The following is a 26,660-nucleotide window of genomic DNA, read 5'->3' as shown; positions in this document are numbered from 1 at the left end:
GAACCCAACACGCGTTCCAGGCGTGCGCCATAGGCCGCTAGGCGAATCCTCCAGATGTTTGCTCACAAGAGCAGATACCAGAGTACCCGAAACCGGTCCGATCTGCCGAATCGAGCAGGAGGGCAGCGAGCTCGGCACGGAGAGCCCCGGGCACAATCCGCAGGCGTCGAAACAAGCACGGCGGGGCCGGCCGGAACGAATTCCCCGCCGGTCGGGCCGATCGGCCCGTCCGCTCTGGAAGCCTGAATCCGGCAGTGGCAAAATATCGCCATAGAAGAGGTGAGGGGCTCAGGGGAAGCGTTCACCCGAGGGGAATGATGCGCCGTGGCCACCCATCCGGAGCCCGCAGAAGGCAGCGTTCCATCGGCGCGCATTGTGGACTGGCTGCTGGCCGGCGACCCGTCCATCCGGTTCCAGACCTTGCGCGATCTCTGTGATGCACCGGACTTTGAAGTGGCCAAGGCGCAGGCCCAAATCCCGGGCAATGGCTGGGGTGCGGTGCTGCTCCAGGCGCAGGATCCGGACGGCAGCTGGGACGGCGGGCTGTACAACCCGAAGTGGACGTCCACCATGTTCACCTTGCTGCTGCTGCACTGGCTCGGCCTGGCGCCGGGGCACCCGCAGGCAGTTTCCGGGTGCCTGCGGCTGCTGGACGGGGCGTCGTACTTCGACGGCGGGCTCAGCTTTGACCGGCATCCGAAGAGGGCCGAGAACTGCGTCACCGCGATGGCTGTGCTGGTCGGCTCCGAGTTGGGCCAGCGGCTCGACGGCGATTCCCGGATCGACGACGCGGTGGCCTGGCTGCTGGCCGAGGAACTCGACGACGGCGGCTGGAACTGCGAGCCGCACAGCTCGCCGGACAAGCACGGCTCCTTCCACACCACCATCAGCACGCTGGAGGGGCTGGCCGCGTACCGGCACAGCGGCGGCCCGCTCCCGGTGGCCGCCGCCGAGGCCCGCGGCCGCGAATTCCTGCTGATGCATTCGCTCTACCGCTCGCACCGCACCGGCGGCGTGGCCCACCCGACGCTGGCCCAGTTCCGGTTCCCGCCGCAGTGGCACTTCGACATCCTGCGCGGGCTGGAGTACTTCCGCGCCGAGAACTGCCCGCAGGATGAGCGGATGTCGATGGCCGTGGAGGCGATCGCCTCGCACCGGCGCAGCCCGGGCAACTGGGGCGGCTACCGGCCGTACCCGGGCCGGATGTGGTTCCGCTGGACGGCCGAGGACATCGGCCGCTGGGCAACGCTGCGCTGCGCCCGGGTGCTGCGCTGGTGGGAGTCCGCCGGCAGTGCCGCCGGGGATTTCGGGACGCCGTCCGGAGTCGGGTAGACTATTCGTCGGCCCCTCATGCGGTGTCATCCTGTGAACTCCCCCAGGACCGGAAGGTAGCAAGGGTAAGCGGGCTCTGTCAGGTGCATGAGGGGTCTTTACTTAACCCCCGCCTGCTACCTATCCCCAGCCCCAGCGCTCCGGCGTGCGCGGGCCCAGTTTCAACCGATAGGGTTTCATCGTGAGTACAGCCCTTTACCGTCGCTACCGCCCGGACACTTTCGCGGACGTTATCGGGCAGGAACACGTCACCGATCCGCTGATGGCGGCGCTGCAGAAGAACCGCGTCAACCACGCCTACCTGTTCTCCGGCCCGCGCGGCTGCGGCAAGACCACCTCCGCCCGCATCCTGGCCCGCTGCCTGAACTGCGCCGAGGGCCCCACCCCCACCCCGTGCGGGAAGTGCGACTCCTGCGTCGAACTGGGCCGCGGCGGCCCCGGCAGCCTGGACGTCATCGAGATCGACGCCGCGTCCCACGGCGGTGTGGACGACGCCCGCGACCTGCGCGAACGGGCCACCTTCGCCCCGGTGCGCGACCGCTACAAGATCTTCATCATCGACGAGGCCCACATGGTCACGTCCGCCGGTTTCAACGCGCTGCTGAAGATCGTCGAAGAGCCGCCGGAACACATCAAGTTCATCTTCGCCACCACCGAGCCGGACAAGGTCATCGGCACCATCCGCTCGCGTACCCACCACTACCCGTTCCGGCTGGTCCCGCCGGAGCCGCTGATGCAGTATCTGGAGCTGCTCTGCCGGCAGGAGAACGTGCCGGTGGCCCCGGGCGTCCTCTCGCTGGTGATCCGCGCCGGCGGCGGTTCCGTCCGCGACTCGCTGTCCGTGATGGACCAGCTGATGGCTGGCGCCGGCCCCAGCGGGCTGGACTACGAACTGGCCGTGTCCCTGCTCGGCTACACGCACGCTTCGCTGCTGGACGACGTCGTCGACGCCTTCGCGGCGGCGGACGCGTCCACGGTGTTCAGCGCCGTAGACCGCGTGGTGCAGACCGGCCACGACCCGCGCCGCTTCGTCGAGGACCTGTTGGAGCGCTTCCGCGACCTGATCATTGTGCGGGCCATGCCGGAAAGCGCCCACGCCATCCTGCGCGGCGTCCCGGAGGACCAGATCGCGCGGATGCAGACGCAGGCCAACCAGCTGGGCGCCGCCGAACTCTCCCGCGCCGCGGACATCACCAACCAGGCGCTGACCGAGATGACCGGCGCCACCTCCCCGCGCCTGCACCTGGAACTGCTCTGCGCGCGGATCCTGCTGCCTTCCGCCGACCAGGGCGAGCAGGGCGTCGCGGCCCGGGTAGACCGGATCGAGCGCCGGCTCAGCTACGGCGGAGCCCCGGTGTCCGCCCCGCTCGACCAAGGCCTGGCGCCTGCCGCCCACGCTGCCACCGAACCTCAACTCTCCGGGCCTGCTGCGGCCCGCGCAGCGCTCCGTGGCGCCAACGCCCACAAGGCACAAACTCAGGCCCCTGCCCCTGCCGAGTCGCCGCGCCAAGATGCCGAGCGCATCACTCCCCCACGGGTGAGCACTGCAGATTGGCCGCGGGAGGACCAGCAAGGGTCGCCTGCCGCCGCAACCAATGCCCGGCCCGCTGGGCAGCGTGCCCAAGAGTACGACGGCGGAGCTCCCGCCACTTCCGGGGGTACGGCACCTGTGGCCTCGGGAACCTCCGGAACCCCGAACCCAGACTCCGCGGGTGCATCCGGTGCCGCTGCGCATGCCGCCCAGGTGCCTGCTGCCCCTGCAGCTGTGGCGCGGGCAGCTGCCGGCGCCACTCCCGCCGGTTCTGCGGCGCCCGTCGAACCCGGCCCCGCCGTTCCGCAGTCCGTTTTCGGAAACCCGCAGGACGCAGGCCGGCAGGACGCTGGCGTGAAGGGAACGGCCAACGCGGCCCGTCCGCAAGAAACCGCCGCCAGTGCGGCGACTGAAACGTCGGCCGACTGGGGCGGATCCTGGGGCGCCATGCCGGAACCGGCCCCCGCACCGGAGAAGCCCACCACCCCGGCACCCGCTCAAGCGCCCGTGAGCGCCGCGGCCGCGCGGGCAGCCCAGCAGCCTGGGGTTCCGCAGGCCGCCGAGGCGCCCAACCAGCGGCAGCCGCAGGCACCGGGGCAGCCCCCGGCTCAGCAGCCCGCGCCGCAGCGTCCGGCCCAGGAAGCACCGGCCACCCAGCAGCAGCCCTCCCGTCCGGAACCTGCCGCAGCACCGTCGGCCGCCCAGCAGCAGCCGTCCCGTCCGGAACCAACCGGAGCACCGGAGCAGCCTTCGCGGCAGGACCAAACTGCCCCGCAGGCATCCGGCCAGATCGAGATGATCCGCCGTGCCTGGCCGGAGATCCTGAGCACCCTCAGCGGCATCCGCAAGGTGACCTGGATGAACGTCAGCGCCAATGCCTCGCCGCTCAGTCTCGACGGCACGGCGCTAACGCTCGGTTTCAAGAACCAGGGTTCCGCAACCAACTTCGGCAACGGCGACCACGCGGAGAACCTGCGGCAGGCCATCCAACAGGTCCTCGGCATGGACCTGCGGATCCTGACCGTGGAAGATGCTTCGGTGACAGCGGGTGAGTCCGGCCCAAAAGTACCAACTAGCCGGCAGCAGCCGGCAGACGGTGGATGGTCCGCCAACACCGCTACGGTAAGCGCGCCCGCGCCCGTCCCGGCGCCCACGGCGCACAGCACTCCGCCGGATCCTGCACCGGCCACCGCTCCGCCAGTTCCACCTGTCGGCTTCACGCCCACACCAGATTCGGCTCCGTCCGGGGCCTCGTTCGCGTCGGGCTTGTCCGCCGCCTCGAGCATGTCGTCCCCATCGGGCACGTCGGCGCCGTCGGCTGTCTCGGCACCGTCCGGCGTCTCAAGTCCATCCGCAGGATCGTGGATGACGGCTCCCTCGCCGCTGTCCGCTTCCTCGACCGGATCCGCACCATCCGCCGCATCCAGTGTTTCGGCGGTTTCCGGCCACTCCGCCCCCAGCGGGATGTCCGCGGCCTCCGGCTTTTCGGCGGCATCGGGCGCGTCGGCACCCAGCGGCATGTCCGGGACCACTGCGGTCTCGGCGCCGTCGGCCGATTCACCGAACAGCGCTGCCGGCAACGGCCAGCGGCCCCCGGCCCTGCCCGGGGAGAAGCCGGTGTTCGCCCAGCTGGCCGAGCGGATGTCCTCGGCGTCCTCCGCCGCTGGCGCCGGGACCCCTGCTGCAGTCGCGGTGGAGTCCGCCCCGGAGTCCGCGACGGGATGGGAAGCTCCCTCTCCCAACGGAGCCGCCCAGCCCAGCGTGCAGCTTCAGGGCGCACAGATTTCAGACCAGAGCGCCCCGGCGCCGTCGACCCCGGCCTCGCCCTATGACGACGTCCCCTATGCCAACGACGAACCGCCCGCCGAGGAATGGGAGACGACGCCGGACCGGCAAGTGCCCGGCCAGAAGCGCAGCCGCTACCAGCAGCTGCTGGACCAGGCGAAGGCGACGCAGGCAACGGCAAGCCCGGCAACGCCGTCCCCGTCCGGCCGTGACCTAAACTTGAAATACGTCGAGGACATCCCCAGCGACGACGACGAGTCGATCGAGGACTCCGGGCTCGTGGGCCGCGCAGCCATCGAACGGTTGCTCGGCGGACGCCTGATTGAAGAACGAAGCCACGACGGTTCCTGACCGCACGCGGAGAATGAAGGTTCAGTGTACGAAGGTGCTGTCCAGGAGTTGATCGACGAGCTCGGCCGCTTGCCTGGAATTGGCCCGAAGTCGGCGCAGCGCATCGCGTTCCATATTTTGGACGCCGATCCGGCCGACATGAAGCGGCTCGTTGATGCCGTGACCAACGTCAAGGAGCGGGTGAAGTTCTGCTCCATCTGCGGGAACGTCTCCGAACAGGACACCTGCAACATCTGCCGCGACCCACGCCGGGATCCGACGGCCATCTGCGTGGTGGAAGAGTCCAAGGACGTCATCGCCATCGAGCGGACCCGTTCCTTCAGGGGCCGCTACCATGTGCTCGGCGGCGCAATTAATCCGATCGGCGGCGTCGGCCCGGAGCAGCTTCGCATCAAAGAACTGCTGAACCGGCTTTCGGACAAGCAGATCGAAGAAATCATTATCGCCACCGATCCCAACCTGGAAGGCGAAGCCACCGCCACCTATTTGGCGCGCATGCTCAAGGCGATTGGCATCCCCGTGAGCCGGCTGGCTTCTGGGCTGCCCGTGGGCGGGGACTTGGAATACGCCGACGAAGTCACCCTAGGCCGCGCGTTCGAAGGCCGCCGCATCCTGACCTAATGCCACGGGTCGTGGCCGCCAAACCTGCACAGGCACGGTGCATCAAGGAATCTCGTTAGCCAAGAACTTGGTGACGGCCTCCGTGACGGCGGTCGGTGCATCCTGAGTCACGAGATGACCGGCACCTTGGATGACGTGCTCGGCCACGTTCTCGGCAACTGCCCACGCTGGCATCGCCGTGGCAATATTGCCGGTCTTATCTTCAGCGCCACGTACCAAGAGCAAGGGAATGGGCGTACGGTATCCGGCATCTGGGGCGACGAACTGCACGGTGGCCCTCCACACGTCGATGAACCCGCGTTTGGTGACCTGCGCGAACGCGCGTTCCGCATCGGACCTCCCGGCGTCGGTCACGGCTGACGCATTCGCCATGACCTTCGACAGAGACCGAGCCGGAACAAGCGCGAGCGCGGGGCCCGCCAGCCGCAGAAGGAACCGTTCGCTGGACGTGAGCGGCCCAGCGTTCCAGGTGGAGCCCATCACGATCAGACCCGCGTACTTGCCGGGATTCCTCCGGACGAGTTCCTGGGCGATATTGCCACCGAGCGAGTGGCCCGAGAGTACGGGGCGTTCAAGTCCCAGCTCGGCGATGAGCGCCTCCACGTCCTTAACAAACAATTCCGCGGTCAGCCCCTTCGTATTGGGCTGGGACTGCCCCTGCCCGCGAAGGTCAAGCAAGACCACCCGCTGTCTGCGCTCAGCGAGGGCGGCCGCCTGCGACTCGAACATGGCGTGATCGGCGCCGGCACCGTGAAGGAAAACCACCGCGGGTTCATTGCCGGGGACGTCCGTGTAACGAAGTGTCACTCCGGGCAGTGCGAGCCTTCCGCGCAGGGTCACCATGTGGTGAATGTAGCAAAGCCATCCGCGGCGGTTGGTCTCCAAACGGTTTCCACGCAGGCGCGAGCGCCTTTGGTCGACCACCGAAACCACATCTGCGGCCGGAAGCGGTAAGCGGCGCATCGCAGAGCGAGGAAGGAGCGAGGTGTCTAAGCCGCGTCCACTTCCGGCCGCAAGGTGAGTCGGGGCCTAGTCGGTCGGGTTTGGGGCGTGGTCGATGGGTCCGAGTTCGTAGACGGCACCGGGCTCGGGGACCCTCGGCGACCGTGTCGCACCGACGCCGGTGCCGTGCGGCACTTCGGTGAGGCACCGGCGTCGTTATGACCATGGCCAGTCACACTGACTGGCCGCATTCTCCGCCGTACCTGATGCGGCGTTAGAATTGCCAGTGCCGCGCCGTGTCCGCAGCCAGGGCCCGCGGCAGCATTCCATGAGCCCGGCCGCCGCATCGCGCGGTACGGTCCGGGCCCCAACCCAGGAGTTGTTTAGAGCCCACATGAGCCTGATAGTGCAGAAGTTTGGCGGTTCCTCAGTCTCGGACGCCGAGGGGATCAAGCGCGTGGCCCAACGCGTGGTCGATACCCAGGCCGCCGGCAACCAAGTGGTGGTCGTCGTGTCCGCCATGGGGGATACCACCGACGAACTGCTTGACCTGGCCAACCAAGTCTCCTCGGATCGCAGCGCCCGCGAAATGGACATGCTGCTCTCCGCCGGCGAACGCATCTCCATGTCCTTGCTGGCCATGGCGATTCAGGAGTTCGGCTCCAGGGCGCAGTCCTTCACCGGCAGCCAGGCCGGCATGGTCACCGATGCCATCCACGGCAAGGCGCGGATCATCGATGTCTCGCCGCACCGGGTACTGACCACCATTGAAAAGGGCGAGATCGCCATTGTGGCCGGCTTCCAGGGCATCAGCCAAGAGAGCAACGACATCACCACGCTGGGCCGCGGCGGCTCCGACACCACGGCGGTGGCGCTGGCGGCGGCGCTGGGCGCCGATGTCTGCGAGATCTACACGGATGTGGACGGCGTGTACACCGCTGATCCGCGGGTAGTGCACAGTGCCAAGAAGATCGATACCATCTCCAGCGAGGAGATGCTGGAGATGGCTGCCTCAGGCTCCAAGATCCTGCACCTGCGCTGCGTCGAGTACGCCCGCCGCTTCGGCGTGAAGCTGCATGTGCGCTCGTCCTTCAGCACCAACGAGGGAACCTGGGTGCTGCCCAGCCCCGACGACAAGATCAAGATTCAAGAGGGAGAACCCTTGGAACAGCCCATCATCTCCGGCGTTGCCCACGACCGCTCCGAAGCGAAGGTCACCATCCTGGGCGTGCCGGATATTCCCGGCAAGGCCGCGGAAATCTTCGGCATCGTGGCCGGTGCGCACTCGAACATCGACATGATCGTGCAGAACATTTCCACCCGCGGCACCGGCAAGACGGATATCTCCTTCACGCTGCCCATGGTGGAAGGCAAAGAGGCCCTTGACGCGCTCAAGGCGGCTCAGGACGTGGTGGGCTTCGAAGGCATCCTCTACAACGAGAACGTCGGCAAGCTTTCGCTGATCGGCGCCGGCATGCGCTCCAACCCGGGCGTCTCGTACAGGTTCTTCGAGGCGCTGCACAAGGCCGGCGTGAACGTAGACATGATCTCCACCTCCGAGATCCGCATCTCGATTGTCACGCACGCCGACCTGCTGGACACCGCCGTCCGCGCGGTGCACGCCGCGTTCGGCCTGGACTCCGACGAGGAAGCCACGGTGTACGGCGGCACCGGCCGCTGACCTGCGACACGACAGTTCCTAGCACAGGGGTCAAACTTTTAACCCCTGCGGCGGCCTCCCGCGAGCTAACCGCCGGGTTCACCTGGCACCCGGATCGACTGATCAGCAGGCGTCTTTCCCGGCCTCGGGAAGGGCGCCTGCTGATTTCTCGATGGGGTGGGGGTGCCGCGCGCGGGCGGCGCGGGTGCCGCGCGGGCGGCGCCAGTCCGGCGTCAGGGCTTCTGCGGCCTGCGGTACGCGTACGAGTGACCGGCTTCCCGCTCCACTTCGATCTGCGACAGTTGCTCCTCCGACGCCTTCTCGGAGGCGTCGTGCCGGTGGACAACCGGAGAATCCGAATCGATTCGGTCCGCCGGGCCCCACACCTTTGCCGCCTTCTCCGTGGCTCGCATGAAGCGGTTCATGAAACGCGAATTCCCAGCCATCTGACTCACCTCTTGCTCAGAAGAATCCGTGGCATCAGTGTAACGAGGAGCGGTACGGAATAACAGGGTCCGGGGAAAGGAACAGCGGCTTGGGCGCCCGCTGGGCAGTCGGATTCCTAGGAGCGCTTCTTGGGCACAATGTAGGTGCTGCCGTCGGCCCGGGTGACCGTTTCCCACTGCGCTGCTTCGGCCTCGCGCTGCTTGAGCAGCGCCTTGTTTTCCTCGGTCATGGGATGGTCGACGCCGCTTTTCTGCGCCGGGCCGAAGACCCAGCGGAACTTCCCGGTCGCGCGCATGAACGCGTTGACGCGGGACTTCTTCTCCGTCATGTGGGTGATCCTTCTTCCGGTGCCCGGTGGACTCCGCGGGCGTTCGTATCCATAATAGTGGACGAACAATTAGTGCACTAACTGACCGGGAGTGATGACCGTGACAGCGGGAACAACGGAAGACCTGCTGCTGGAGCACCAGCTGTGTTTCGCGCTGTCGGTGGCCTCGCGGAGCGTGGTCGCTTCCTACAAGCCCGTGCTCGAGAAGCTGGGCATCACCCATCCGCAGTACTTGGTGATGCTGGCGCTGTGGGAGCAGAGTCCGCGGATGGTCAAGGATCTGTCCGAGGCACTTCAGCAGGACCCGGCCACGCTCTCCCCCATGCTCAAGCGGCTGGAGCAGGCCGGGCTGGTGACCCGGGAACGGATGGAAGGCAACGAGCGGGCGCTGGCCGTGGGCCTGACGGGTGCCGGCGTGGCGCTGCGCGAGCAGGCACTGGCCGTGCCGGGAACCATGCTCTCGCGGCTGGGTCTGGAACGTGAGCAGCTGAGGGAATTGAACGCCGCGATGCATGCGCTGATCGCGGCTGCGCGGGAAGCCGGAGGCCAGGACCGGGCCTGAAGGCCGGAAGGGCCGGGCAGGTCCGCGCCGCGGACGGTGAAGGCGGCCGGTGGATCAATCCACCGGCCGCCTTCTTCATTCCCTCAGGTCCCGTTGCCAGAAACCAACGGGCCTACCGGTCGTTGCGCTGCTCCGGCTGCGGAGAGGCGCCACCGTCGACAACCACCGCGCTGCCCTCGGCCGCCGGCACCTGTGCCGCGGTGCCGGCGCCGGAGACATTGATGGTCACCGGCGTGGAGATGCCCTCGCTGAACTGCACCAGACCCACCCAGTTGCCGGCCTCCAGACCGGACCAGGCGGCCTGCACCGTGCTGGTCTTGCCGTTTCGCAGGTTCAGCGGATCCGGGCTGACCGCAAGGTTGCCGGCATCGCCGCTGAGCGCCACCGTGTTGATGGTTCCCTTGCTGGCCTTGCCGTCCGGGCTGGAATACAGGTGAGCGATCGCAAAGTAGGTGCCGGGCCCCGGATTATTGATCACCAGCGACTCGCTGGCCGACGCCGTGGCGGCAGAAATCACCGTGCCGGCGGGGGTGAGGACGTGCAGATCCCAATCGGATGCCGGATCCGCCGCATTCAGGGCGAACTGAGCCATCGTTGCGCCTTCCGGCACGTTCTGCGGTGCGTAGCCGGTGCTGGCGTTGGAGCCGATCACCGCGGGCTGGCCAGGAACCTTCTCCAACTGTGTGGCGTTGGACTTGGCCAGGCCCTCGACCGCCAGATCGATAGGCGAGTTGGTGCCCGAGGTGACCTTAAACGAACCGCTGCCGTCACCGGCGTCGGACGTAAAGGCCACGCTGGCCGGGGCCACGGCAGTGACCGGCCGGACGGCGATGGGCGAGGCGACCTGATGGCCGCCGCGGCCCTTTTCGCTCCAGACCAGCTTGCCCATGGCGAACTCATCCAGCGGAGCGTTCACGTTCTGGAAGGTGACCTTGAACTCGCGTTCCTGGCCGGGCTTCGTGAAGTTCAGCTTTCGGGGCGAGACCTTGACGGCCACACCGGGCAGGTCCACGTCCACGGTGTAGGAGCCGGGTTCCAGTGCGGTGAGCGTGCGTTCCACGGTGACCTCGCCGGCCAGCTTCCCGAGGGCGAAGGACGGAACGTTGAGGTCCTTGGACTGGATGGTGTCCTTTTTCTTCAGCCCCAGGTCCAGACCGGTGCCCTGGATGAAGCCCAGCCAGTCCTCGACGTCGGCGTCGTAGGCCAGGCCCGGGTCGCCCATTCGAGCGGTATCCACATGGCCGGCGCCGGTGGCGAAGCGGTCTTCGTTCACCGAGCCGTCCTCGTTCACCAGATCGCCGGCGGTGGTCATCATCGCCGACTTCACCGTGGCCGGGGACCACCGCGGGTTCTCGGCCAGCAGCAGCGCGCCGAGGCCGGCCACGTGCGGGGCCGCCATCGAGGTGCCGGACATGAAGCCGCTGGTCTCGCCACCCATCACGGGCGAGACGCCGGCCAGGACGTTCACGCCCGGGGCGGCGACGTCAGGCTTGAGCAGGTTCGAGTCCACCGCCATGGACGGACCGCGCGAGGAGAACGCGGCGACCTGCGGGACCGGGCTCTGGGCCAAGCCGGTGGTGTCCTTGTTGCGCAGCGCGGCGGTCAGCGCCGGATCGGCAGCCACCTTGTCCTTGATGGACGCGTCGGCGATGTGGACGGTGGGCACCGCGTGCAGGTCCAGATCGAGCGATCCGGGCACCACGTTGACCAACACCATGCCGACGCCGCCGGCCTGCTTCACCGCCACGGACTTGTCCGCGCGGGGGTTCACGCCGCGGTCGCAGACCACGATCTTGCCTTCAACCTTGGCCGGATCGAGCTTGCCCGGGTAGCAGAGCCTCGCCTCGTCGGCGGTGGCGCCTGCCGCGCCGGCCTCTGCGGACAGGACCAGGCTGGTCTGCGGGACCTCGCGGTTCATGATGGATGTGCCGCGGTATTTGGTGCCGTCGGAGAGTTCCACCGTGCCCTGCAGTTCGTTCGAGAACGTGCTGGCGGCAACCGTGGTCACCCACGGAGCGCTGTGGTTGACGGTGGCGGCGGCCGGGCCGGTGTTGCCGGCGGAGGCGGAAACGAAGATTCCCACCTCGGCGGCGCTCAGGAACGCCACCGACACCGGGTCCAACACCGAGTTGTTGTTCCCGGAGATGGAGTAGTTGAGCACGTCGACGCCGTCCAGGAGGGCCTGTTCGATCGCGTCCACCGCGGCGGAGCTGTAGCATCCGCCGGTGGCCTCGTCGTTGTCCTCCCAGCAGATCTTGTAGACGGACACCTTGGCGGCCGGGGCCACGCCGTTGCCGGTGCCGAAGTCGCGGCCGGCCACCGTCTGCGTCACGCCGCTGTTGCCGGCGGCGGTGGTGGCGGTGTGGGTGCCGTGGCTGGCGATGTCCAGCGGGGAGATGGACTCCTTCGGGTTCCGGTTCTGTGCCGGCACCGTCCGAAGGAAGTCGTCCGCGTAGTAGCGCGCGCTGAGCACCTTGGAGTTGCATTCGGTGCCGTCGAAGCCGGAGCCTTCCTGACCCGGCTGGCATTCGCCCAGGAACGTGCTGCCGTCTGCTTTGAGCATGGCGATCTTGCCGTCGGCGGTCAGGTACGGTTCGCCGACCTTGGCCTTACCGCGCAGCGGCTTGACCTCTTCGCCGGCCAGGAAATCGCTCTCCGGGTAGTAGCCGGTGTCGATCACGCCGACCACCGTGCCCTTGCCTGCGTTCTCCACGCCGCCGTACTGCCCGGCCCAGACGCCGTCTGGGCCGGGCAGGTCCAGGTAGTCGGTGCTGGAGTAGTCGGGGTGGTGCTGCTCGTCCGGAGCCACCGCCACGACGCCGGGATTCTTGGCCAGCTCCGCCGCCTGCAGTCCGGTCAACTCGGCCACGAAGCCGTTCACCGCCGTCGTGAAGCTCTTCTGGATTTCCACGCCCTCGGAGGCAGCGACGTCGTCCTGAGTGTTGGTCAGGTGCGTGCGGTACTTCTTGGCGTGGGCGGTGCTGTCGTTCAGCTTCTCGCCCTTAGCGGGCTTGGTGGCCCCAATGCCGGCCACACCGCCCTCATAAGTCGCCAGCGGAGCGGAATCCAGCATCACAATGTAGCGGCCGTCCTCGTAGATGGCCTGCTGTCCATCCGGGTTCGACGTGATGGTGCGCGGTAGATTGGCGGGTGCGGCCGCCGCCGGGCCGGCCAGCCCGGAGAGAATTAACGGTATCCCCAGTGCGAGTGCTGCGGCAGATCGCATTCCCTGCCGGCGCACAAAGCTGCTGCTTTGCTTGGTCATGAGAGGTATAGCCCTTCCATCCGGTGAGCCCGACCGCCTTGGTCCGACCCCAGGCGCAACCGAATGCCGTACCCCGCGCGGTAAACGGCCGCGCAGGATATTGGACGCGCCGGCGTGCGAAGCCGGCCCCCTCCCCCAACTGTGACAACAGCCACATTTGGTGCACCTGTGCAACCAAAATACCGCAACCGGCGATCTGAAAGAACTGTTTCACCTTTTTTGGGTGCGCCTTGGCCAATAGGCCTGCCGGATCTTTCCCGCAGCAGGCAGCAGTGCTATAAGCGGCCGCCCTTTTGCCGGTGCCAAACTGCCGCCGCTGCTGGGACAATGGAGCCATGGCGCAGCAGGTCCTCCTTGACCGGCCCCGGGTTCTGGAACCGGAGGTCTGGCTGCCGCGCGCCCGGGCCCACGCCGCGCGGGCCGCGCGTTTCACCGAGCCGTACCTGCAGCGCCGCTCCGCCGGGCTGAAACACCCGGTGGAAGACTTCCTGTTCACCTACTACAGCCTCAAACCGGGCCAGCTGCTGCGCTGGCATCCGGGAGCGGTCGTGGTGCTGACCGGTGCCGCAGCCCGCGAGCGGCTTGGCTGGAAGTTCTACCGTGGAGCGACTGCCGCCGAGTGCCGCTCGGCGGGTCTGGAGCACGACGGCGGTGCGGTCACCTTCGACGCGGAGGCTTTCCTTGCGGCGCGGGGAAGCGCGGTGGCGTTCTCGCGGGAGATCCTGGCCGGTGCCGCGGCGCGGCCGGCGAGGTTCGGCTGCTTCGGGCTGCACGAGTGGGCCATGGTGTACAAGTCGCGGCTCAATGGCGTCCGGCACGACTATCTGGAGCTGCGGCTCGGCGCCGAGGGAACGGATCAGGTGGTGGAGGGCAGCCGGATCAACTGCTCGCACTTTGACGCCTTCCGCTTCTATACGCCGCAAGCCGTTCCGCTGAACACGCTGCGACCCACGCGCGAGAACCAGCGGCAACTGGAACAGCCCGGCTGCCTGCACGCCAACATGGATCTGTACAAGTGGGCGTACAAGCTGTCCCCCGCGCTGCCCAGCGAGCTGGTGATGGACTGCTTCGAGCTGTCCTGGCGGATCCGCGAGCTGGACATGAGGGCCTCCCCGTACGACCTGTCCGGATGGGGCTACGAGCCGGTGCGGATCGAGACCACCGAAGGCCGGGCGCAGTATGTGGCCGCCCAGCGGGCGTTTGCCGCCGAGGCACAGGTGCTGCGCGGCAGGCTGCTGGAGGCTCTGGACCTGCTGGACCGCGGGGTCGGCGCGGGTATCGGGCACCACCTCGACGTGGCAGACGTTAGTTTCGAGAAGCACCTTGATGGGGCCGGCGACACGGGGAACATCCGAGCGGAGGATTGATCATGGCGGTCACAGCAAGACGTTCGGCCCCGCGGCGGGTCAGAGGGCTTCGGACCGCGGCGCTCATCATCGGCCTGCTCGCCGTGCCCTCGCTCTCGGCCTGCGGCCCGAGCAACGAGCCGGCCCCCTCCCCCGGGATCACGGCTCCCGCCTCCCCCGGGACAAGTTCCCCCGGAGCCCCCGGCAGCTCGAAGCCCGCCCCCTCAGAGTCCACCCCTCCGAACACCCAGGAAGGAACAGCCATGGATGCCGATCTGACCGTCGTGCTGACCTCCGCCGGGAGCGATGCCCGGGTCGAGCGCAAGCTGGTCTGCCGGGACAGTCAGCCGGCCGACGGGTCCACCGTCCGCGACGCCGAAGCTGCGTGCGCAGCGCTGACCAAGCACGGAGAGAAGGTCTTCTTCGAACTGCCCGACCGCAACCGCATCTGCACCCAGCAATACGGCGGCCCTCAGCAGGCCCGGGTCACCGGCACGATCAGCGGCCGCAAGGTGGACAAGCAATTCTCCTTGACCGACGGCTGCAAGATCTCGGAGTGGAACAGCATGCAGGCCCTGCTCGGCAGCCGCGCCGGCGAGGCCTAACCCCTCGGCAATCAACTCCAGACCCGCACGCCTCTCTCCCCTCAATCCACTATCCAGCACCTGCCCTTCTCAGCGCTGAAAAGGGCGGGTGCTGAATAGTGGGCGGGGTAGTCTCGGATCATGATGACGCAACCTTCCGGAGCTGCCGCAGCTTCAGTCGCTACTGCTGCCGATGTCCCGCCTCAAACGCCCTCCGCCCCGGGCCTGACGTTCCTGGCCAGCATTGCCATAGAGGTAGCCGAGCCGATCGAAGTCGGCGACACCGCTGAAGGCATACGGCGCATCATCCCGATCACCGGCGGCACCGTTTCCGGCCCCCAGCTCAATGGCCGGGTGCTGGCCGGCGGGGCGGACTTCCAGCTGCTGCGGTCCTCCACCATGACCGAGCTCGAAGCAAAATACGCCATCGAGACCGACTCCGGCGAACGCATTTACATCAACAACTTCGGCATCCGCACCGGTTCGCCCGAGGACATTGCCGCACTGGTACGAAACGAGCCCGTTCCGCCGGAGCGCATCTACTTCCGCTGTTCGCCCCGCGCGCTGGCCGGCGGACCGGAGTGGAGCTGGCTGTCGTCTCGGATCCTCGTCGGCAGCGGCACCAGGCTCCCCACCCAGGTCCGACTCGACGTCTGGGTGGTCGATTAGGCCGTCGACTGGCCTCTGCATGGCCGATGAGGCCCGCTGGCCAGTCAGCGGCCGCGCATGACTTCGCTCACCTTTTGGCCGAGGTCGTCACGCGCGGCGCCCACCGCCCGCCGGTCCTCGCGGATCTTCTGGATCACCATCCGGCCGAGACCGGCCAGCACGACGGCGGCCAGGATGGGCAACAGCATGGACTGCGGCTTGTCCGTCATGTCATTCATGGTACGAGTCCGGCGGAACAACGGCACGGTGTTGGCCGCTTTCGCCGTCGTCGTCCCGTAAAATCCGCGCCTCCGGATGCCGGTAGAATGGATTCCGCAAGCTCGCGGAGCGCTGGTCAGCGTGAGACGGCACCGATTGTTGGACTGATACTGCACTGGATTCCGCGCGCCTCGCTTCGTTTGAAGAGCACAATCCAAGCACAGGAGTGACCGGATGCCCCGGATCGTTGTTGATGTCATGCCCAAGCCCGAAATTCTTGATCCGCAGGGCAAAGCCATTGTCGGCGCATTGAACCGTCTGGGCCAGACCGGTTTCAGCGAAGTCCGCCAGGGCAAGCGCTTCGAATTGGTAGTCGACGGCGAGGTCACCCAGGACATCCTGGACCAGGCCCGCCACGCCGCCACCACGCTGCTCTCCAACCCGGTGATCGAGGACGTCACGCGGGTGGAGGTCATCACCGAGGCGACCATCGGGGCCGGCGAATAATGACCGAGACTCCCCTGATCGGCGACTTCTCGCCGGCGCCCGACGCCGGCCTCTCCGGTGCGCGCATCGGCGTCGTCACCTTCCCCGGCACCCTGGACGACCGCGATGCGGCCCGCGCGGTCCGGATTGCCGGCGGCACGCCGGTCAGCCTGTGGCACGGCGACCACGACCTGCAGGGCGTGGACGGCGTGATCATCCCCGGCGGCTTCTCCTACGGCGACTACCTGCGCGCCGGCGCCATCTCCCGCTTCGCGCCGCTGATGGACCAGATCAGCGAGGGCGCGAAGGCGAAGAACAATCCGCTGCCGGTGCTGGGCATCTGCAACGGCTTCCAGGTGCTGACCGAGGCGCACCTGCTGCCCGGCTCGATGATCAAGAACAACCACCTGCACTTCCTCTGCCGCGACCAACGGCTGCGGGTGGAGAACAACGCCACCGCCTGGACCAGCCAGTATGAAGCCGGCACCGAGATTGTGGTGCCGCTGAAGAACCAGGACGGCCAGTACGTCGCGGACGAAAAGACGCTGGACGAACTGGAAGCGGAGAACCGCGTGGTGTTCCGGTATGTGGACGTGAACCCGAACGGCTCGCGGCGCGACATTGCCGGCATCAGCAATGCCGCCGGCAACGTGGTGGGCCTGATGCCGCACCCCGAGCACGCCGTGGAAGCCGGCTTCGGCCCCGATTCCTCCGCTTTCGGCGACGTCGCACTGCGCGGCGGCACCGACGGCCTGGGAATTTTTACCTCAGTTTTGACGAAGATTGTTGCAGGTGCCAAGTAATGACCGAGACCAATCAGACGAGCGCTACCACCCGGCTGGAGACTCCGGCCGAGGTGCGCAACGAACACGTCCAGAGCTTCGGCCAGGCGGCCGACGCCGTCGAACGCGTCGAGGGGCGCCAGTTCAACATCGACACCGTGGAGCATGCCGCGCAGACCCCTGACACGGAATTGCCCTGGGCCGAGCTGGGCCTGAAGCGCAACGAGTTCGATGAGGTGGTCAAGGTGCTGGGCCGCCGTCCGACCGCCGCCGAGCTGGCCATGTACTCGGTGATGTGGTCCGAGCACTGCTCCTACAAGTCTTCGAAGGTCCACCTGCGCCAGTTCGGCGACAAGGTCACCGAGGACATGAAGAAGCACATGCTGGTGGGCATCGGCGAGAACGCCGGCGTGACCGACTTGGGCGACGGCTGGGCCGTGACCTTCAAGATCGAATCGCACAACTCCCCGACGATGGTGGAGCCCTACCAGGGCGCCGCGACAGGCATCGGCGGCATCGTGCGCGACATCATTTCCATGGGCGCGCGCCCTGTGGCCGTGATGGACCCGCTGCGCTTCGGCGCGATCGGCCACCCGGACACCGCCCGCGTGGTCCACGGCGCGGTCGCCGGCATCGGCGGCTACGGCAACTCGCTGGGCCTGCCCAACATCGGCGGCGAGGTGGTCTTCGACTCCGTCTACCAGGGCAACCCGCTGGTGAACGCGCTGGCCGTGGGCATCATGCGGCACGAGGACATCCGGCTGGCCAACGCCTCCGGCAAGGGCAACAAGGTGGTGCTGTTCGGTGCACGCACCGGCGGCGACGGCATCGGCGGCGCCTCCATCCTGTCCTCGGAGTCCTTCGACGACACCAAGCCCTCCAAGCGTCCCGCGGTTCAGGTCGGCGACCCGTTTGCGGAGAAGGTGCTGATCGAGTGCTGCCTGGAACTGTTCAAGGGCTCCCTCGTCGAGGGCATCCAGGACCTGGGCGCGGCCGGCATTTCCTGCGCCACCTCTGAACTTGCCTCCAACGGCGACGGCGGCATGGACGTTGAGCTGACCTCGGTGCTGCTGCGCGACCCGACCCTGACCCCGGGCGAAATCCTGATGTCCGAGTCGCAGGAACGCATGATGGCCGTCGTCTCCCCCGAGAACGTCGAAGCCTTTGAGGCAGTCATGGCCAAGTGGGCCGTGGAATACTCCTGGCTCGGCGAGGTCACCGACACCGGGCGCCTGGTGATCAAGTGGGACGGCGAAACCATCGTCGACGTCGACCCGCGCACCGTCGCCCACGAGGGTCCGGTCTACAACCGCCCCTACGCTCGTCCGGAATGGCAGGACAAGCTCCAGGCAGACAGCTTCCGAGCCTCCGCGGCCGGCGCCGACCTCCCGGCCACGACCGAGGACCTGAAGGCAGCCGTGCTGGAACTGATGGCATCGCCGAACATGTGCTCGAAGGACTGGGTGACCAACCAGTACGACCGCTACGTGGGCGGCAACACCGCCCTGGCCATGCCCGACGACGCCGGCGTGGTCCGTGTGGACGAGCAGACCGGCCTCGGCGTGGCACTGGCCACCGATGCGAACGGCCGCTACACCTACCTGGATCCCTACCAGGGCGCGCAGCTGGCCTTGGCAGAGTCGTACCGGAACGTCGCCACCACCGGTGCCGTGCCGATGGCCGTGTCCGACTGCCTGAACTTCGGCTCGCCCGAAGACTCGGATGTCATGTGGCAGCTGGCCGAAGCAATCCGCGGCCTCTCCGACGGCTGCATGGAGCTGGGCGTCCCCGTCACCGGCGGCAACGTCTCGCTCTACAACCAGACCGGCTCCACCCCGATCCACCCGACGCCGGTCGTGGCCATGCTCGGCAAGTTCGACGACGTCGCACGCCGCACGCCGTCGGGCTGGCGCGAGGACGGCCAGGCAATCTACCTGATGGGCACCACCCGCGACGAGTTGGACGGCTCCGAATGGGCCAACCTGCGCGGACACCTGGGCGGCAAGCCCCCAGCTGTGGACCTGGCGGCCGAGAAGCTGCTGGGCGAACTGCTGATCAACGCCTCCCGCGACGGCATGATCGACGCCGCGCACGACATCTCCGAAGGTGGGCTGGCCGCCGCGCTGTCCGAGATGGCCCTGCGCTTCGGCGTCGGCGCCCGGATCGGTCTGGGCGAGGTCTGCGAGCGCGACGGCGTGGACCTGTTCACGCTGCTGTTCAGCGAGTCCCAGGCACGCGCCGTCGTGTCGGTGGCCCGCAGCGAAGAGGTCCGCTTCAAGGACATGTGCGGCGCGCGGGGCTTCCCGTTCATGCGCATTGGCGTGGTGGACACCGAGAACGGCGCGCTGGACTTCCAGAGCGAATTCTCCGTGCCGCTGGCCGAGCTGAAGGAAGCTCACGAAGCAACGCTGCCGAAGTACTTCGCGTAGCTCCTCTCCGCATCGACTATTCAGCAGGCGCCCTTTTCAACCGTGAAAAGGGCGCCTGCTGACTTTTCGTTCCATCTTGGATTGCTCAGGGACGCCAGCCGCGGGACCGCAGCGCCGTCCGGATCTTCGAGACGGCTGCCCGTGCGTCCCCGTGCATGTCCTCCTTGGAGACCCGCCGTTCCAGCCACCCGATTGCGGCTGTTTGCTCCGCACGCCGAATGTCACGGGCCAACTGCTCGGACGTCCGGTGGTGGCCGCCTTCATACTCAATCGCCAGTTTGTAGTCCTTGTACTGCATGTCCGGGGAGTGCCAACTCCTTCCCCAGTCGTCGACAATCGGTTCGTTCAGGCTCGGTTCCGGCAGCCCCGCATCGACTAAGGCCAGTCGCAATCGTGTTTCCGGCGCAGAATCCGCACCTACGCGAACCAGCCGCGCCGCCTCGGCCGCCTTGGCTACGCCGCGCTTGCCCTTATGCAACCTGATGACCTCCGTCAGGTCAGCGACCGTCGCGAACGGCGCACCTCTGGCTTCAAAAGCTGCACGTGGAAAACGGACCAAGTGGTCGCCGATGACTATCAGGTCCGCGACGGGCAGCATGCTAGCGAGGTCAAGCCACGTCTTAAGTCGGGAGGTCAACGGGACGCCGTCCAGTGTGACCATCTCGTCAGGTGCAAGACTGGCCCGGTGTCCCACAACTCCCCTGCGGCGCGGCGCATTGAGGTGTCTGGGGCGCGTTACGTGGGTCGAGTCGTCGCTGTCCGCCCAGGATGGAAGCGGAAAGTTCCACAGCCTGGCCGCGGTGACATGTGATAAGACCGAGCCGTGAGTAACCATCGAGACGGCCCGAACCTGAGCCGCCAGCCCGAGGGAACGGCCGCTCGGAATCCTGATCCCGCGGCTGGGCCGCAGCGGCGAGGGGTTGTGGCCCGGGAGCGACTCTTATAAGTTGCCAGCAAAGCAAAGCCTGCTTCCAAACGACTATTCAACAGGCGGCCTTCTCGGAGCTGGAAACGCCGTCTGCTGAATAGTCGATGCTGGTGGACAGCAGGATTCTGATGGAGGACTCGGACGCCGGAGGTAGCCGATGGACGCCGAAATCTCACTGCAGGTGGATGGCCGCGCCACCACGGTCAGGCTGGACACCCGCACCACGCTGCTCGATGCCCTGCGCGACCGGCTGGGCATCTTCTCGCCGAAGAAGGGCTGCGATCACGGCCAGTGCGGTGCCTGCACGGTGCTGCTCAACGGCCGGCGGATCAACTCCTGCCTGGTCTTCGCGGTGGCCCAGGACGGCGCGAGCGTTGTCACCGCCGCGGGGCTGGCCTCCGAGGGCGAACTGCATCCGGTCCAGCAGGCGTTCCTGGACCAGGACGGCTTCCAGTGCGGCTACTGCACCCCCGGGCAGATCTGCTCCGCCGTCGGCATGCTGGACGAAGCCGCCCGCGGCGATCCCAGCTACGTCACCCCCGACCTCGCCGAAGGATCCACACCACACGGGACCCCGGAGGGCAGTGCAGATGGGCCGATGCGCGGCTCCCAGCCCGCGCAAGCCCCCGAACTGCCCGACGACGAGATCCGCGAGCGAATGAGCGGAAACCTGTGCCGCTGCGGCGCTTATGTGAATATCGTGGCCGCCATCCGCCAGGCCCTGGAGGGCAACCAGGTCGGCGGACAGACTGGCCGCCCTGCGACCGAATCGGCCATTCCGCAGCCAGCGAACAAAACGAACCAGCCCGCCAGCGGAACGGGGCAGCCCTGATGAAGCCCTTCGACTACGCCCGCGCCGCCAGCCCGCCCGAGGCGGTCGCCGCCGTCGCCGGCAATCCGGCCGCCGCCTTCCTGGCCGGCGGGACCAACCTGGTGGACCACATGAAGCTGGGAGTGGCCGCGCCCGAGCAGCTGGTGGACATCTCGCACCTGCCGCTGGACCAGATCGAAACGACCGACGACGGCGGCCTGCGCCTGGGCGCGACCGTCCCGAACAGCGACCTCGCCGCCCATCCGCTGGTCCGCCAGCAATACCCGGTGCTCTCGCAGGCGCTGCTCTCCGGGGCCTCCGGGCAGCTGCGCAATGCGGCAACCACCGGCGGCAACCTGCTCCAGCGCACCCGCTGCGTCTACTTCCAGGACGTCACCACTCCCTGTAACAAGCGCAACCCCGGCTCCGGCTGCTCCGCACTGGAGGGCTACACCCGTTACCACGCCATCCTCGGCGCCTCATTGGACTGCGTGGCCGTGCACCCCTCGGACATGGCGGTTGCGATGGCGGCGCTGAATGCCCGGGTGGAGATCTTGGGGCCCTCCGGCGACCGCACCGTGGGCCTGCACTCCTTCCACCGGCTCCCCCACGATGAGCCGCAGCGCGACACGGTGCTGGAACACGGGGAGCTGATCACCGCGGTGGTTCTGCCTCCGCTGACGGAGGGGACACGCTCGGCCTACCGGAAGGTGCGCGACCGGGCGTCCTACGCCTTCGCCCTGGTGTCCGTGGCTGCCGTGGTGCGGCTGGAAGAGCCCACTGATACGGACGACGGCGATGATCCGGCTTCCCCGCCAACGGTCGCCGAAGTGCGGCTTGCCTTGGGCGGCGTGGCACACAAACCCTGGCGGGCGACTTTCGCCGAGGAGGCATTGCGCGGCAAACCGGCCACCGAGGAGAAGTTCCGCCGGGCCATCGACGCCGAACTACGGCATGCGGTCCCGCTGCCGGACAACGCGTTCAAGGTGCCGATGGTCCGCAACACCGTGGTGTCCGTGCTGCGGGAACTGTGCGGAGTAGACCAGAGCGGCGGCCGGACGGAGACTCCGGCGACCGGCGGAGAGGACCGACCATGAGCGTGCAGCCCGCGGCCACCGGACTGGACCTGGAACGGGTCGACGGACGGGCCAAGGTCCTCGGACTGGCCCCCTATGCCTACGAGCACCCAGCGGAGAACCCCACCTACCTGCACGCCGTCCAATCCACGATTGCCCGCGGACGGATCGCCTCCATCGACACCGCCGCGGCCGGAACGATGGACGGCGTGGTGGCGGTGCTCACGCACCTGAACGCTCCGCGGCTGGCCAACGCCGAGGACAAGGAACTGGCCGTGCTGCAGTCCGACGAAGTGGGCTTCCGCGGGCAGTTCGTCGCGGCCGTGGTGGCCGATTCCCCCGAGATCGCGCGCGAAGCGGCAGCCCAGGTGCGCGTGCAGTACCACCGAGAGCCGCACCACGCGGCGCTGCGCGCGGACCACGATGACCTGTACAAGCCGGAAGTGATCAACGCCGGCCTCGAGACCGACACCCAGACGGGGGATCCGGACGCCGCCCTGGCGAGCGCCGCCGTCGTTGTTGACCGCACCTACACAACCCCGGCCGAGCACAACAATCCGATGGAACCACACACCACCGTGGCGCAGTGGGACGGCGACCGGCTGCTGGTGTTCGACTCCACGCAGGCGGTGCACAACGCGCGCAAGACCCTGGCGCCGCTCTTCGACGTGGAGGTGGAGCAAATCCGCGTGGTGGCGCCGCATGTGGGTGGCGGCTTCGGCTCCAAGGGGTTGCCGCATGCGCACGTGGTGCTGACCGCGCTGGCCGCGAAAGTCACCGGCGGCCGGCCCGTGAAGTACGCGCTGACCCGGCAACAGATGTTCTTCCTGGCCGGCTACCGCACGCCGACCATCCAGCGGCTGCAACTGGGCGCCAGTCCGGACGGCCGGATTTCCGTGCTGACGCACGACGTGGTGGAGCAGACGTCCGCGATCAAGGAATTCGCCGAGCAGACCGCGGGGATATCGCGGATGATGTACGCCGCCGACCACCGGCGCACCACCCACCGGCTGGCGTCGCTGGATGTTCCGATACCGTCCTGGATGCGGGCGCCGGGTGAGTGCCCGGGCTCGTTCGGCCTGGAAGTGGCCATGGACGAACTGGCGGAGGCCTGCGGGATCGACCCGATCGAACTGCGCGTGCGGAACGAGCCGGCCATCGATCCGGAAACCGGCAAGCCGTTCGCCAGCAGGCACCTCCTGGCCTGCCTGCGCGAGGGCGCCCGCCGGTTCGGCTGGGAGCGGCGCAACCCGCAACCGGGGACCACTCCGGTAGATGGCTGGCGGACCGGGATCGGCGTTGCTGCCTCCACCTACCCGGCGCGGCGGCAGCCGGCGAACACCGCCCGGATCCGCTTCACCGCCGACGGGTTCTACGAGGTGCAGATAGGTGCCGTGGACCTAGGCACCGGTGCCTGGACGGCGCTGACCCAAATTGCTGCCGAGGCGCTGGAGTGCGGCCCGGAACAGGTCCGGCTGCAGATCGGCGACACGGACCTGCCGGTGGCCACCGTTGCCGGCGGCTCCTCCGGAACGGCCAGCTGGGGCTCGGCGATCATCGGCGCGGCCCAAATGTTCCGCAAGGAGCACGGCGCATTTCCCTCGGCGGAGGACACATCGGAGGGCGACGGCGAAAAGAACCCGGCCAGCCGAAACTACGCGCTGCATTCCTTCGGCGCCCAGTTCGCCGAGGTCCAGGTGAACGCGGACACCGGCGAGATCCGGGTGTCGCGGATGCTGGGGGTCTATTCCGCCGGCCGGATCATCAATCCGCGCACCGCCCGGTCACAGTTTCTGGGCGGCATGACCATGGGCATCGGCATGGCGCTGCACGAGCAAAGCCTGATGGACGAGCGGTTCGGGATGATCGTGAATCACGACTTCGCCGAGTACCACGTTCCGGCCAATGCAGACATCCGGCAGCTGGAGGCCTTCTGGCTGGAGGAAGTCGACGAGCACGCCGGACCGCTCGGGGCACGAGGGATCGGGGAGATCGGCATCGTCGGGGCGGCAGCGGCAGTGGCCAATGCGGCCTACAACGCCACCGGCATCCGCGTCCGGGACCTGCCCCTGACCGCGGACAAGTTCCTGGTCTGAAAGGTGTCCTGAGCCCGGGAAGGATGAGATGATCCCACCAACGACGACGGCGCGGCGCACCTTCCGGTGCACCGCGCCGTTCGTTTGTACGTCGCGTTCGGCCTCTAAGCGTCAGGCGCCAGGCCGCAGACGCTCCACGTCTGCCAGTCGCGGATACGCGGCCTGGGTTCCCTTCTTCATGGCAGCTAGAGCAGCAGCGACCGAAGCGAACGCCGCCGCCTCGGCCAGGGTCTCCCCTGCGGCAAGCCGTGCCGCGAGGGCCCCGGTGAAGGCGTCGCCGGCGCCGGTGGTGTCCACGGCGTCAACCTTGGTGGGGGCGATCCGGGTGATCTGGCGCCCCTCCTCGGCGTGCGAATCCAGCACGATGGAGCCGTTGGCGCCCAGGGTGACCACGGCGCGGTCCAGCCCCTGAGCCGCAAACTTCAAGCGCACCTGCTCCCAGTCGGCAACGGCCGCGTTGGCGCCGGGCATTTCGGCGCCGCCGAGGAACTGCGAAGCCTCGTGCGCGTTGACCAGCAGGACGTCGCTGAGTTCAGCCAGGCTTTGCGGCACGGGCGCGTAAGGCGAGAGGTTGAGCAGCACTGTTGCTCCGGCGTCGTGCCCCGATCTTGCTGCCGCCTCCACTGCGTCCAGGCAGACCTCGAGGCAGAGGCAAACCACGGCCGCGCCATCGAAAACGTCCCCGGCTGCGACTACGTCATCCGGAACTACGGTGCCGTTAGCGCCAGGGGAAATGACGATGCTGTTCTCCCCCGCGGCGTCAACGGTAATGACGGCGACGCCGGTCTCGACGTCGGACGCGCGGCGCACGCGGGAAACGTCCACGCCACCCCCTGCAACGGAGGCCAGCAGCATGTCCCCGTTGGAGTCCTCGCCCACGGCGCCGATCAGGGCGACGTTGCCGCCCAGCCGGCCAGCGGCCACGGCTTGGTTGGCGCTCTTGCCGCCCGGGTTCACGGCGAAGCCTTCGCCGCGAAGGGTTTCGCCGGGGTTGGGTAGCCGCTCGGTGTAGATGGTCAGGTCCGCATTCAGTGAACCAACGACGACGATGCGTCCGGCCTGCGGACTCATTGTTCCACCTCGGCATCGACGGGCTTGGGGATCAGCAGCGAGGCGGCGAAGGCCGCGACCGTGATGACCAGGCCGACCACCACCGCCGTGAGGTAAGAGGCGCGGTCGCCCAGCGCCGAGGTGCCCACGAGCACCGCCGGCAGCACCAGGAAACTCAGCCCGGCGCCGAGGTTGAAGGCTCCGGCGTTCATGCCCGGTAGGAAGCCGGGGTTGCCCGGGGGCGAGAGCACCACGCCGAGCCCGTTGAGCATAATGTTCGCGGTGCCGGCGTACATGATGCCGAGCAGCGCAGTGGCGGCGACCATCAGCGGCAGGCTGTTCAGGCCGAACAGCACAATGATCACCAGGGAGACGATGCTGCCGATCATGCCGATGCGCAGCACATTGGTGTAGCCCAGTACCGGGGCGAGCCGTCCGCTGATTGGGCCGAAGACCCAGCCCAGCAGCGCGTAGGGGGTCAGGATGAGCAGCGCCGTTTCGGTGGGGCCGATGCCGAAGCCCGGTGCGGCGGCCTGTACGTAGCCGGGGACAATCCCGTTGATGACGGCGAAGATGCCGGTCATGGTCAGGACCGTGGTCAGCAGCGGCGCCCACGTGGAGCGCTGGCGCAGATGGACAATCTCGACCATCGGCTGCTTCGCGCGCTTCTCGGTGGCCCAGAAGGCGGCGAACGCGGCGGCGGCCACGGCGATCAGCACCAGCGAGAGGACCAGCGTCCCCCTGGAGAACACACCGACCAGCTTGGCGGCCTCGTTCAGCGCGGTGAGCAGGGCACCGACTGCGACAACAATAAAGACGACGCCGGTCCAGTCCATCCGCGTCCCGGCCTGCGGTTTGCTCTCGGGCGTCAGGACGGCGACGAGAACCGCGGCGACCACGGCGAGGACCACCATGAACCAGAAGATGCTGCGGAAGCCGTAGTGCTCGGCCATGTAGCCGCCGAGGAAGGAATCGACGCCGGCCACGCCGCCGTTGACCGCGAGGATGACGCCCATCAGCGTGCCGTAAGTGCGCAGGTTGGGCACGGCGGTGCGCAGCATGATCAGGCACAGCGGCACGGTGGGACCGCTGGCGCCCTGGATGATACGGCCCACGAAGAGCCACGTAACGTCCGGGGCCAGCGCGGCGATCACGGAGCCGGCGGCCGTCAGCAGCATCATCCCGACGAGGATCCGCTTGCGGCCGACAATATCGCTCAGCCGGGGCAGGAACAGGGAGAACAGCGCGGCGGTGGTGAAGAACCACGTCTGGGACAGGCCGATGGAGGCCTGGTCGGTCTGCAGTTCCTCCCCCATGGTGACCAGGGCGGGGCTGAGCATGGAGGCATTGAGCTGGAAGGCCACGCAGGCCGTCAGCAGGG

Annotated in this window: 22 protein-coding genes and 1 other RNA gene; 15 read left to right on the top strand and 8 right to left on the bottom strand. The window is 67.8% G+C overall.

The window, feature by feature from the left end:
* Nucleotides 1-324 precede the first annotated feature (324 nt).
* The 4 genes from AC5RWT_RS21575 to recR all read left to right on the top strand — a co-directional run bounded on the left by AC5RWT_RS21575 (nucleotide 325) and on the right by recR (nucleotide 5,620).
* The gene (locus tag AC5RWT_RS21575; RefSeq protein ID WP_494081938.1) at nucleotides 325-1,332 is read left to right on the top strand and encodes a prenyltransferase/squalene oxidase repeat-containing protein; all 1,008 of its coding nucleotides are present in this window, start codon (nucleotides 325-327) and stop codon (nucleotides 1,330-1,332) included.
* Between the two features lie 7 nt (nucleotides 1,333-1,339).
* Nucleotides 1,340-1,435: signal recognition particle sRNA small type (gene ffs, locus AC5RWT_RS21570), an RNA gene on the top strand.
* A gap of 78 nt (nucleotides 1,436-1,513) precedes the next feature.
* Nucleotides 1,514-4,999, top strand: a complete 3,486-nt coding sequence (locus tag AC5RWT_RS21565) for a DNA polymerase III subunit gamma and tau (protein ID WP_494081937.1) — start codon at nucleotides 1,514-1,516, stop codon at nucleotides 4,997-4,999.
* A 24-nt stretch (nucleotides 5,000-5,023) separates the two neighbouring features.
* A complete protein-coding gene (gene recR / locus AC5RWT_RS21560; RefSeq protein ID WP_127514123.1) occupies nucleotides 5,024-5,620 on the top strand; it encodes a recombination mediator RecR in 597 nt (198 codons plus the stop codon).
* Nucleotides 5,621-5,662: 42 nt separating this feature from the next.
* Here recR and AC5RWT_RS21555 read toward each other — a convergent pair whose 3' ends face one another.
* The gene (locus AC5RWT_RS21555; RefSeq protein WP_494081936.1) at nucleotides 5,663-6,463 is read right to left on the bottom strand and encodes an alpha/beta fold hydrolase; all 801 of its coding nucleotides are present in this window, start codon (nucleotides 6,461-6,463) and stop codon (nucleotides 5,663-5,665) included.
* A gap of 493 nt (nucleotides 6,464-6,956) precedes the next feature.
* Between AC5RWT_RS21555 and AC5RWT_RS21550 the strand changes: the two genes are divergently transcribed.
* Entirely contained in the window at nucleotides 6,957-8,243 is a 1,287-nt protein-coding gene (locus tag AC5RWT_RS21550; RefSeq protein ID WP_494081935.1) for an aspartate kinase, read from the top strand.
* A 212-nt stretch (nucleotides 8,244-8,455) separates the two neighbouring features.
* Here the strand turns inward: AC5RWT_RS21550 and AC5RWT_RS21545 are convergent, their stop codons facing one another.
* Nucleotides 8,456-8,668: a hypothetical protein gene (locus AC5RWT_RS21545; RefSeq protein ID WP_494045372.1), complete on the bottom strand. Its 213-nt coding sequence runs from the start codon at nucleotides 8,666-8,668 to the stop codon at nucleotides 8,456-8,458.
* A gap of 116 nt (nucleotides 8,669-8,784) precedes the next feature.
* Nucleotides 8,785-8,997, bottom strand: a complete 213-nt coding sequence (locus AC5RWT_RS21540; protein WP_494045373.1) for a hypothetical protein — start codon at nucleotides 8,995-8,997, stop codon at nucleotides 8,785-8,787.
* Nucleotides 8,998-9,091: 94 nt separating this feature from the next.
* On the opposite strand from AC5RWT_RS21540, the gene AC5RWT_RS21535 reads away from it, so the two are divergent.
* Nucleotides 9,092-9,559: a MarR family winged helix-turn-helix transcriptional regulator gene (locus AC5RWT_RS21535; protein ID WP_494045374.1), complete on the top strand. Its 468-nt coding sequence runs from the start codon at nucleotides 9,092-9,094 to the stop codon at nucleotides 9,557-9,559.
* 112 nt (nucleotides 9,560-9,671) lie between these two features.
* On the opposite strand, the gene AC5RWT_RS21530 is transcribed toward AC5RWT_RS21535, so the two are convergent.
* Nucleotides 9,672-12,824, bottom strand: coding sequence for a S8 family serine peptidase (locus tag AC5RWT_RS21530; protein WP_494081934.1), 3,153 nt, complete (start codon nucleotides 12,822-12,824; stop codon nucleotides 9,672-9,674).
* A gap of 335 nt (nucleotides 12,825-13,159) precedes the next feature.
* Here AC5RWT_RS21530 and AC5RWT_RS21525 point away from each other — a divergent pair, with 335 nt between their 5' ends.
* The 3 genes from AC5RWT_RS21525 to AC5RWT_RS21515 all read left to right on the top strand — a co-directional run bounded on the left by AC5RWT_RS21525 (nucleotide 13,160) and on the right by AC5RWT_RS21515 (nucleotide 15,423).
* On the top strand, nucleotides 13,160-14,191 hold the full coding sequence (locus tag AC5RWT_RS21525) for a 3-methyladenine DNA glycosylase (protein WP_494081933.1): 1,032 nt from the start codon (nucleotides 13,160-13,162) through the stop codon (nucleotides 14,189-14,191).
* A gap of 242 nt (nucleotides 14,192-14,433) precedes the next feature.
* Entirely contained in the window at nucleotides 14,434-14,775 is a 342-nt protein-coding gene (locus tag AC5RWT_RS21520) for an SSI family serine proteinase inhibitor (RefSeq protein WP_494045377.1), read from the top strand.
* A gap of 120 nt (nucleotides 14,776-14,895) precedes the next feature.
* Nucleotides 14,896-15,423, top strand: a complete 528-nt coding sequence (locus AC5RWT_RS21515) for a DUF3237 domain-containing protein (RefSeq protein WP_494081932.1) — start codon at nucleotides 14,896-14,898, stop codon at nucleotides 15,421-15,423.
* Between the two features lie 44 nt (nucleotides 15,424-15,467).
* Here the strand turns inward: AC5RWT_RS21515 and AC5RWT_RS21510 are convergent, their stop codons facing one another.
* Nucleotides 15,468-15,641 (bottom strand): hypothetical protein, encoded by a 174-nt coding sequence (locus tag AC5RWT_RS21510; protein ID WP_494081931.1) that lies wholly within the window; start codon nucleotides 15,639-15,641, stop codon nucleotides 15,468-15,470.
* A gap of 214 nt (nucleotides 15,642-15,855) precedes the next feature.
* Between AC5RWT_RS21510 and purS the strand changes: the two genes are divergently transcribed.
* The 3 genes from purS to purL are packed head-to-tail and all read left to right on the top strand — an operon-like array spanning nucleotide 15,856 to nucleotide 19,318.
* Complete coding sequence (gene purS / locus AC5RWT_RS21505) at nucleotides 15,856-16,128, top strand: phosphoribosylformylglycinamidine synthase subunit PurS (protein WP_494045380.1); 273 nt, start codon at nucleotides 15,856-15,858, stop codon at nucleotides 16,126-16,128.
* A complete protein-coding gene (gene purQ / locus AC5RWT_RS21500; RefSeq protein ID WP_494081930.1) occupies nucleotides 16,128-16,910 on the top strand; it encodes a phosphoribosylformylglycinamidine synthase subunit PurQ in 783 nt (260 codons plus the stop codon). Before purS ends, purQ begins: the two co-directional genes overlap by 1 nt.
* On the top strand, nucleotides 16,910-19,318 hold the full coding sequence (gene purL, locus AC5RWT_RS21495; protein WP_494081929.1) for a phosphoribosylformylglycinamidine synthase subunit PurL: 2,409 nt from the start codon (nucleotides 16,910-16,912) through the stop codon (nucleotides 19,316-19,318). The genes purQ and purL overlap by 1 nt, the downstream gene beginning before the upstream one ends.
* A gap of 85 nt (nucleotides 19,319-19,403) precedes the next feature.
* On the opposite strand, the gene AC5RWT_RS21490 is transcribed toward purL, so the two are convergent.
* Nucleotides 19,404-19,916 carry a putative endonuclease domain-containing protein gene (locus AC5RWT_RS21490; RefSeq protein ID WP_494081928.1) on the bottom strand — a complete coding sequence of 171 codons (513 nt, stop codon included), beginning with the start codon at nucleotides 19,914-19,916 and terminating at the stop codon, nucleotides 19,404-19,406.
* Between the two features lie 487 nt (nucleotides 19,917-20,403).
* On the opposite strand from AC5RWT_RS21490, the gene AC5RWT_RS21485 reads away from it, so the two are divergent.
* Genes AC5RWT_RS21485 through AC5RWT_RS21475 form a run of 3 tightly spaced genes read left to right on the top strand, consistent with a single transcriptional unit; the run spans nucleotide 20,404 to nucleotide 24,229 of the window.
* Nucleotides 20,404-21,078, top strand: coding sequence for a (2Fe-2S)-binding protein (locus AC5RWT_RS21485; protein ID WP_494081927.1), 675 nt, complete (start codon nucleotides 20,404-20,406; stop codon nucleotides 21,076-21,078).
* Nucleotides 21,078-22,154 carry an FAD binding domain-containing protein gene (locus AC5RWT_RS21480; protein ID WP_494081926.1) on the top strand — a complete coding sequence of 359 codons (1,077 nt, stop codon included), beginning with the start codon at nucleotides 21,078-21,080 and terminating at the stop codon, nucleotides 22,152-22,154. The genes AC5RWT_RS21485 and AC5RWT_RS21480 overlap by 1 nt, the downstream gene beginning before the upstream one ends.
* Entirely contained in the window at nucleotides 22,151-24,229 is a 2,079-nt protein-coding gene (locus AC5RWT_RS21475; RefSeq protein WP_494081925.1) for a xanthine dehydrogenase family protein molybdopterin-binding subunit, read from the top strand. The genes AC5RWT_RS21480 and AC5RWT_RS21475 overlap by 4 nt, the downstream gene beginning before the upstream one ends.
* Nucleotides 24,230-24,340: 111 nt before the next feature.
* Here the strand turns inward: AC5RWT_RS21475 and AC5RWT_RS21470 are convergent, their stop codons facing one another.
* Entirely contained in the window at nucleotides 24,341-25,300 is a 960-nt protein-coding gene (locus tag AC5RWT_RS21470) for a ribokinase (RefSeq protein ID WP_494081924.1), read from the bottom strand.
* A complete protein-coding gene (uriT, locus tag AC5RWT_RS21465) occupies nucleotides 25,297-26,658 on the bottom strand; it encodes a uridine transporter UriT (RefSeq protein WP_494081923.1) in 1,362 nt (453 codons plus the stop codon). The genes AC5RWT_RS21470 and uriT overlap by 4 nt, the downstream gene beginning before the upstream one ends.
* Nucleotides 26,659-26,660 lie beyond the last annotated feature (2 nt).

Source organism: Arthrobacter sp. Dra40 (assembly GCF_059091905.1).
This window is presented reverse-complemented; position numbering and strand designations above follow the sequence as displayed.

Coding starts and splice junctions, on each gene's coding strand:
- AC5RWT_RS21555 (WP_494081936.1), bottom strand. CDS start 6,463: ATGGTGACCCTGCGCGGAAGGCTCGCACTGCCCGGAGTGACACTTCGT.
- AC5RWT_RS21550 (WP_494081935.1), top strand. CDS start 6,957: ATGAGCCTGATAGTGCAGAAGTTTGGCGGTTCCTCAGTCTCGGACGCC.
- AC5RWT_RS21545 (WP_494045372.1), bottom strand. CDS start 8,668: ATGGCTGGGAATTCGCGTTTCATGAACCGCTTCATGCGAGCCACGGAG.
- AC5RWT_RS21540 (WP_494045373.1), bottom strand. CDS start 8,997: ATGACGGAGAAGAAGTCCCGCGTCAACGCGTTCATGCGCGCGACCGGG.
- AC5RWT_RS21535 (WP_494045374.1), top strand. CDS start 9,092: ATGACCGTGACAGCGGGAACAACGGAAGACCTGCTGCTGGAGCACCAG.
- AC5RWT_RS21530 (WP_494081934.1), bottom strand. CDS start 12,824: ATGACCAAGCAAAGCAGCAGCTTTGTGCGCCGGCAGGGAATGCGATCT.
- AC5RWT_RS21525 (WP_494081933.1), top strand. CDS start 13,160: ATGGCGCAGCAGGTCCTCCTTGACCGGCCCCGGGTTCTGGAACCGGAG.
- AC5RWT_RS21520 (WP_494045377.1), top strand. CDS start 14,434: ATGGATGCCGATCTGACCGTCGTGCTGACCTCCGCCGGGAGCGATGCC.
- AC5RWT_RS21515 (WP_494081932.1), top strand. CDS start 14,896: ATGATGACGCAACCTTCCGGAGCTGCCGCAGCTTCAGTCGCTACTGCT.
- AC5RWT_RS21510 (WP_494081931.1), bottom strand. CDS start 15,641: ATGAATGACATGACGGACAAGCCGCAGTCCATGCTGTTGCCCATCCTG.
- purS (WP_494045380.1), top strand. CDS start 15,856: ATGCCCCGGATCGTTGTTGATGTCATGCCCAAGCCCGAAATTCTTGAT.
- purQ (WP_494081930.1), top strand. CDS start 16,128: ATGACCGAGACTCCCCTGATCGGCGACTTCTCGCCGGCGCCCGACGCC.
- purL (WP_494081929.1), top strand. CDS start 16,910: ATGACCGAGACCAATCAGACGAGCGCTACCACCCGGCTGGAGACTCCG.
- AC5RWT_RS21490 (WP_494081928.1), bottom strand. CDS start 19,916: ATGCTGCCCGTCGCGGACCTGATAGTCATCGGCGACCACTTGGTCCGT.
- AC5RWT_RS21485 (WP_494081927.1), top strand. CDS start 20,404: ATGGACGCCGAAATCTCACTGCAGGTGGATGGCCGCGCCACCACGGTC.
- AC5RWT_RS21480 (WP_494081926.1), top strand. CDS start 21,078: ATGAAGCCCTTCGACTACGCCCGCGCCGCCAGCCCGCCCGAGGCGGTC.
- AC5RWT_RS21475 (WP_494081925.1), top strand. CDS start 22,151: ATGAGCGTGCAGCCCGCGGCCACCGGACTGGACCTGGAACGGGTCGAC.
- AC5RWT_RS21470 (WP_494081924.1), bottom strand. CDS start 25,300: ATGAGTCCGCAGGCCGGACGCATCGTCGTCGTTGGTTCACTGAATGCG.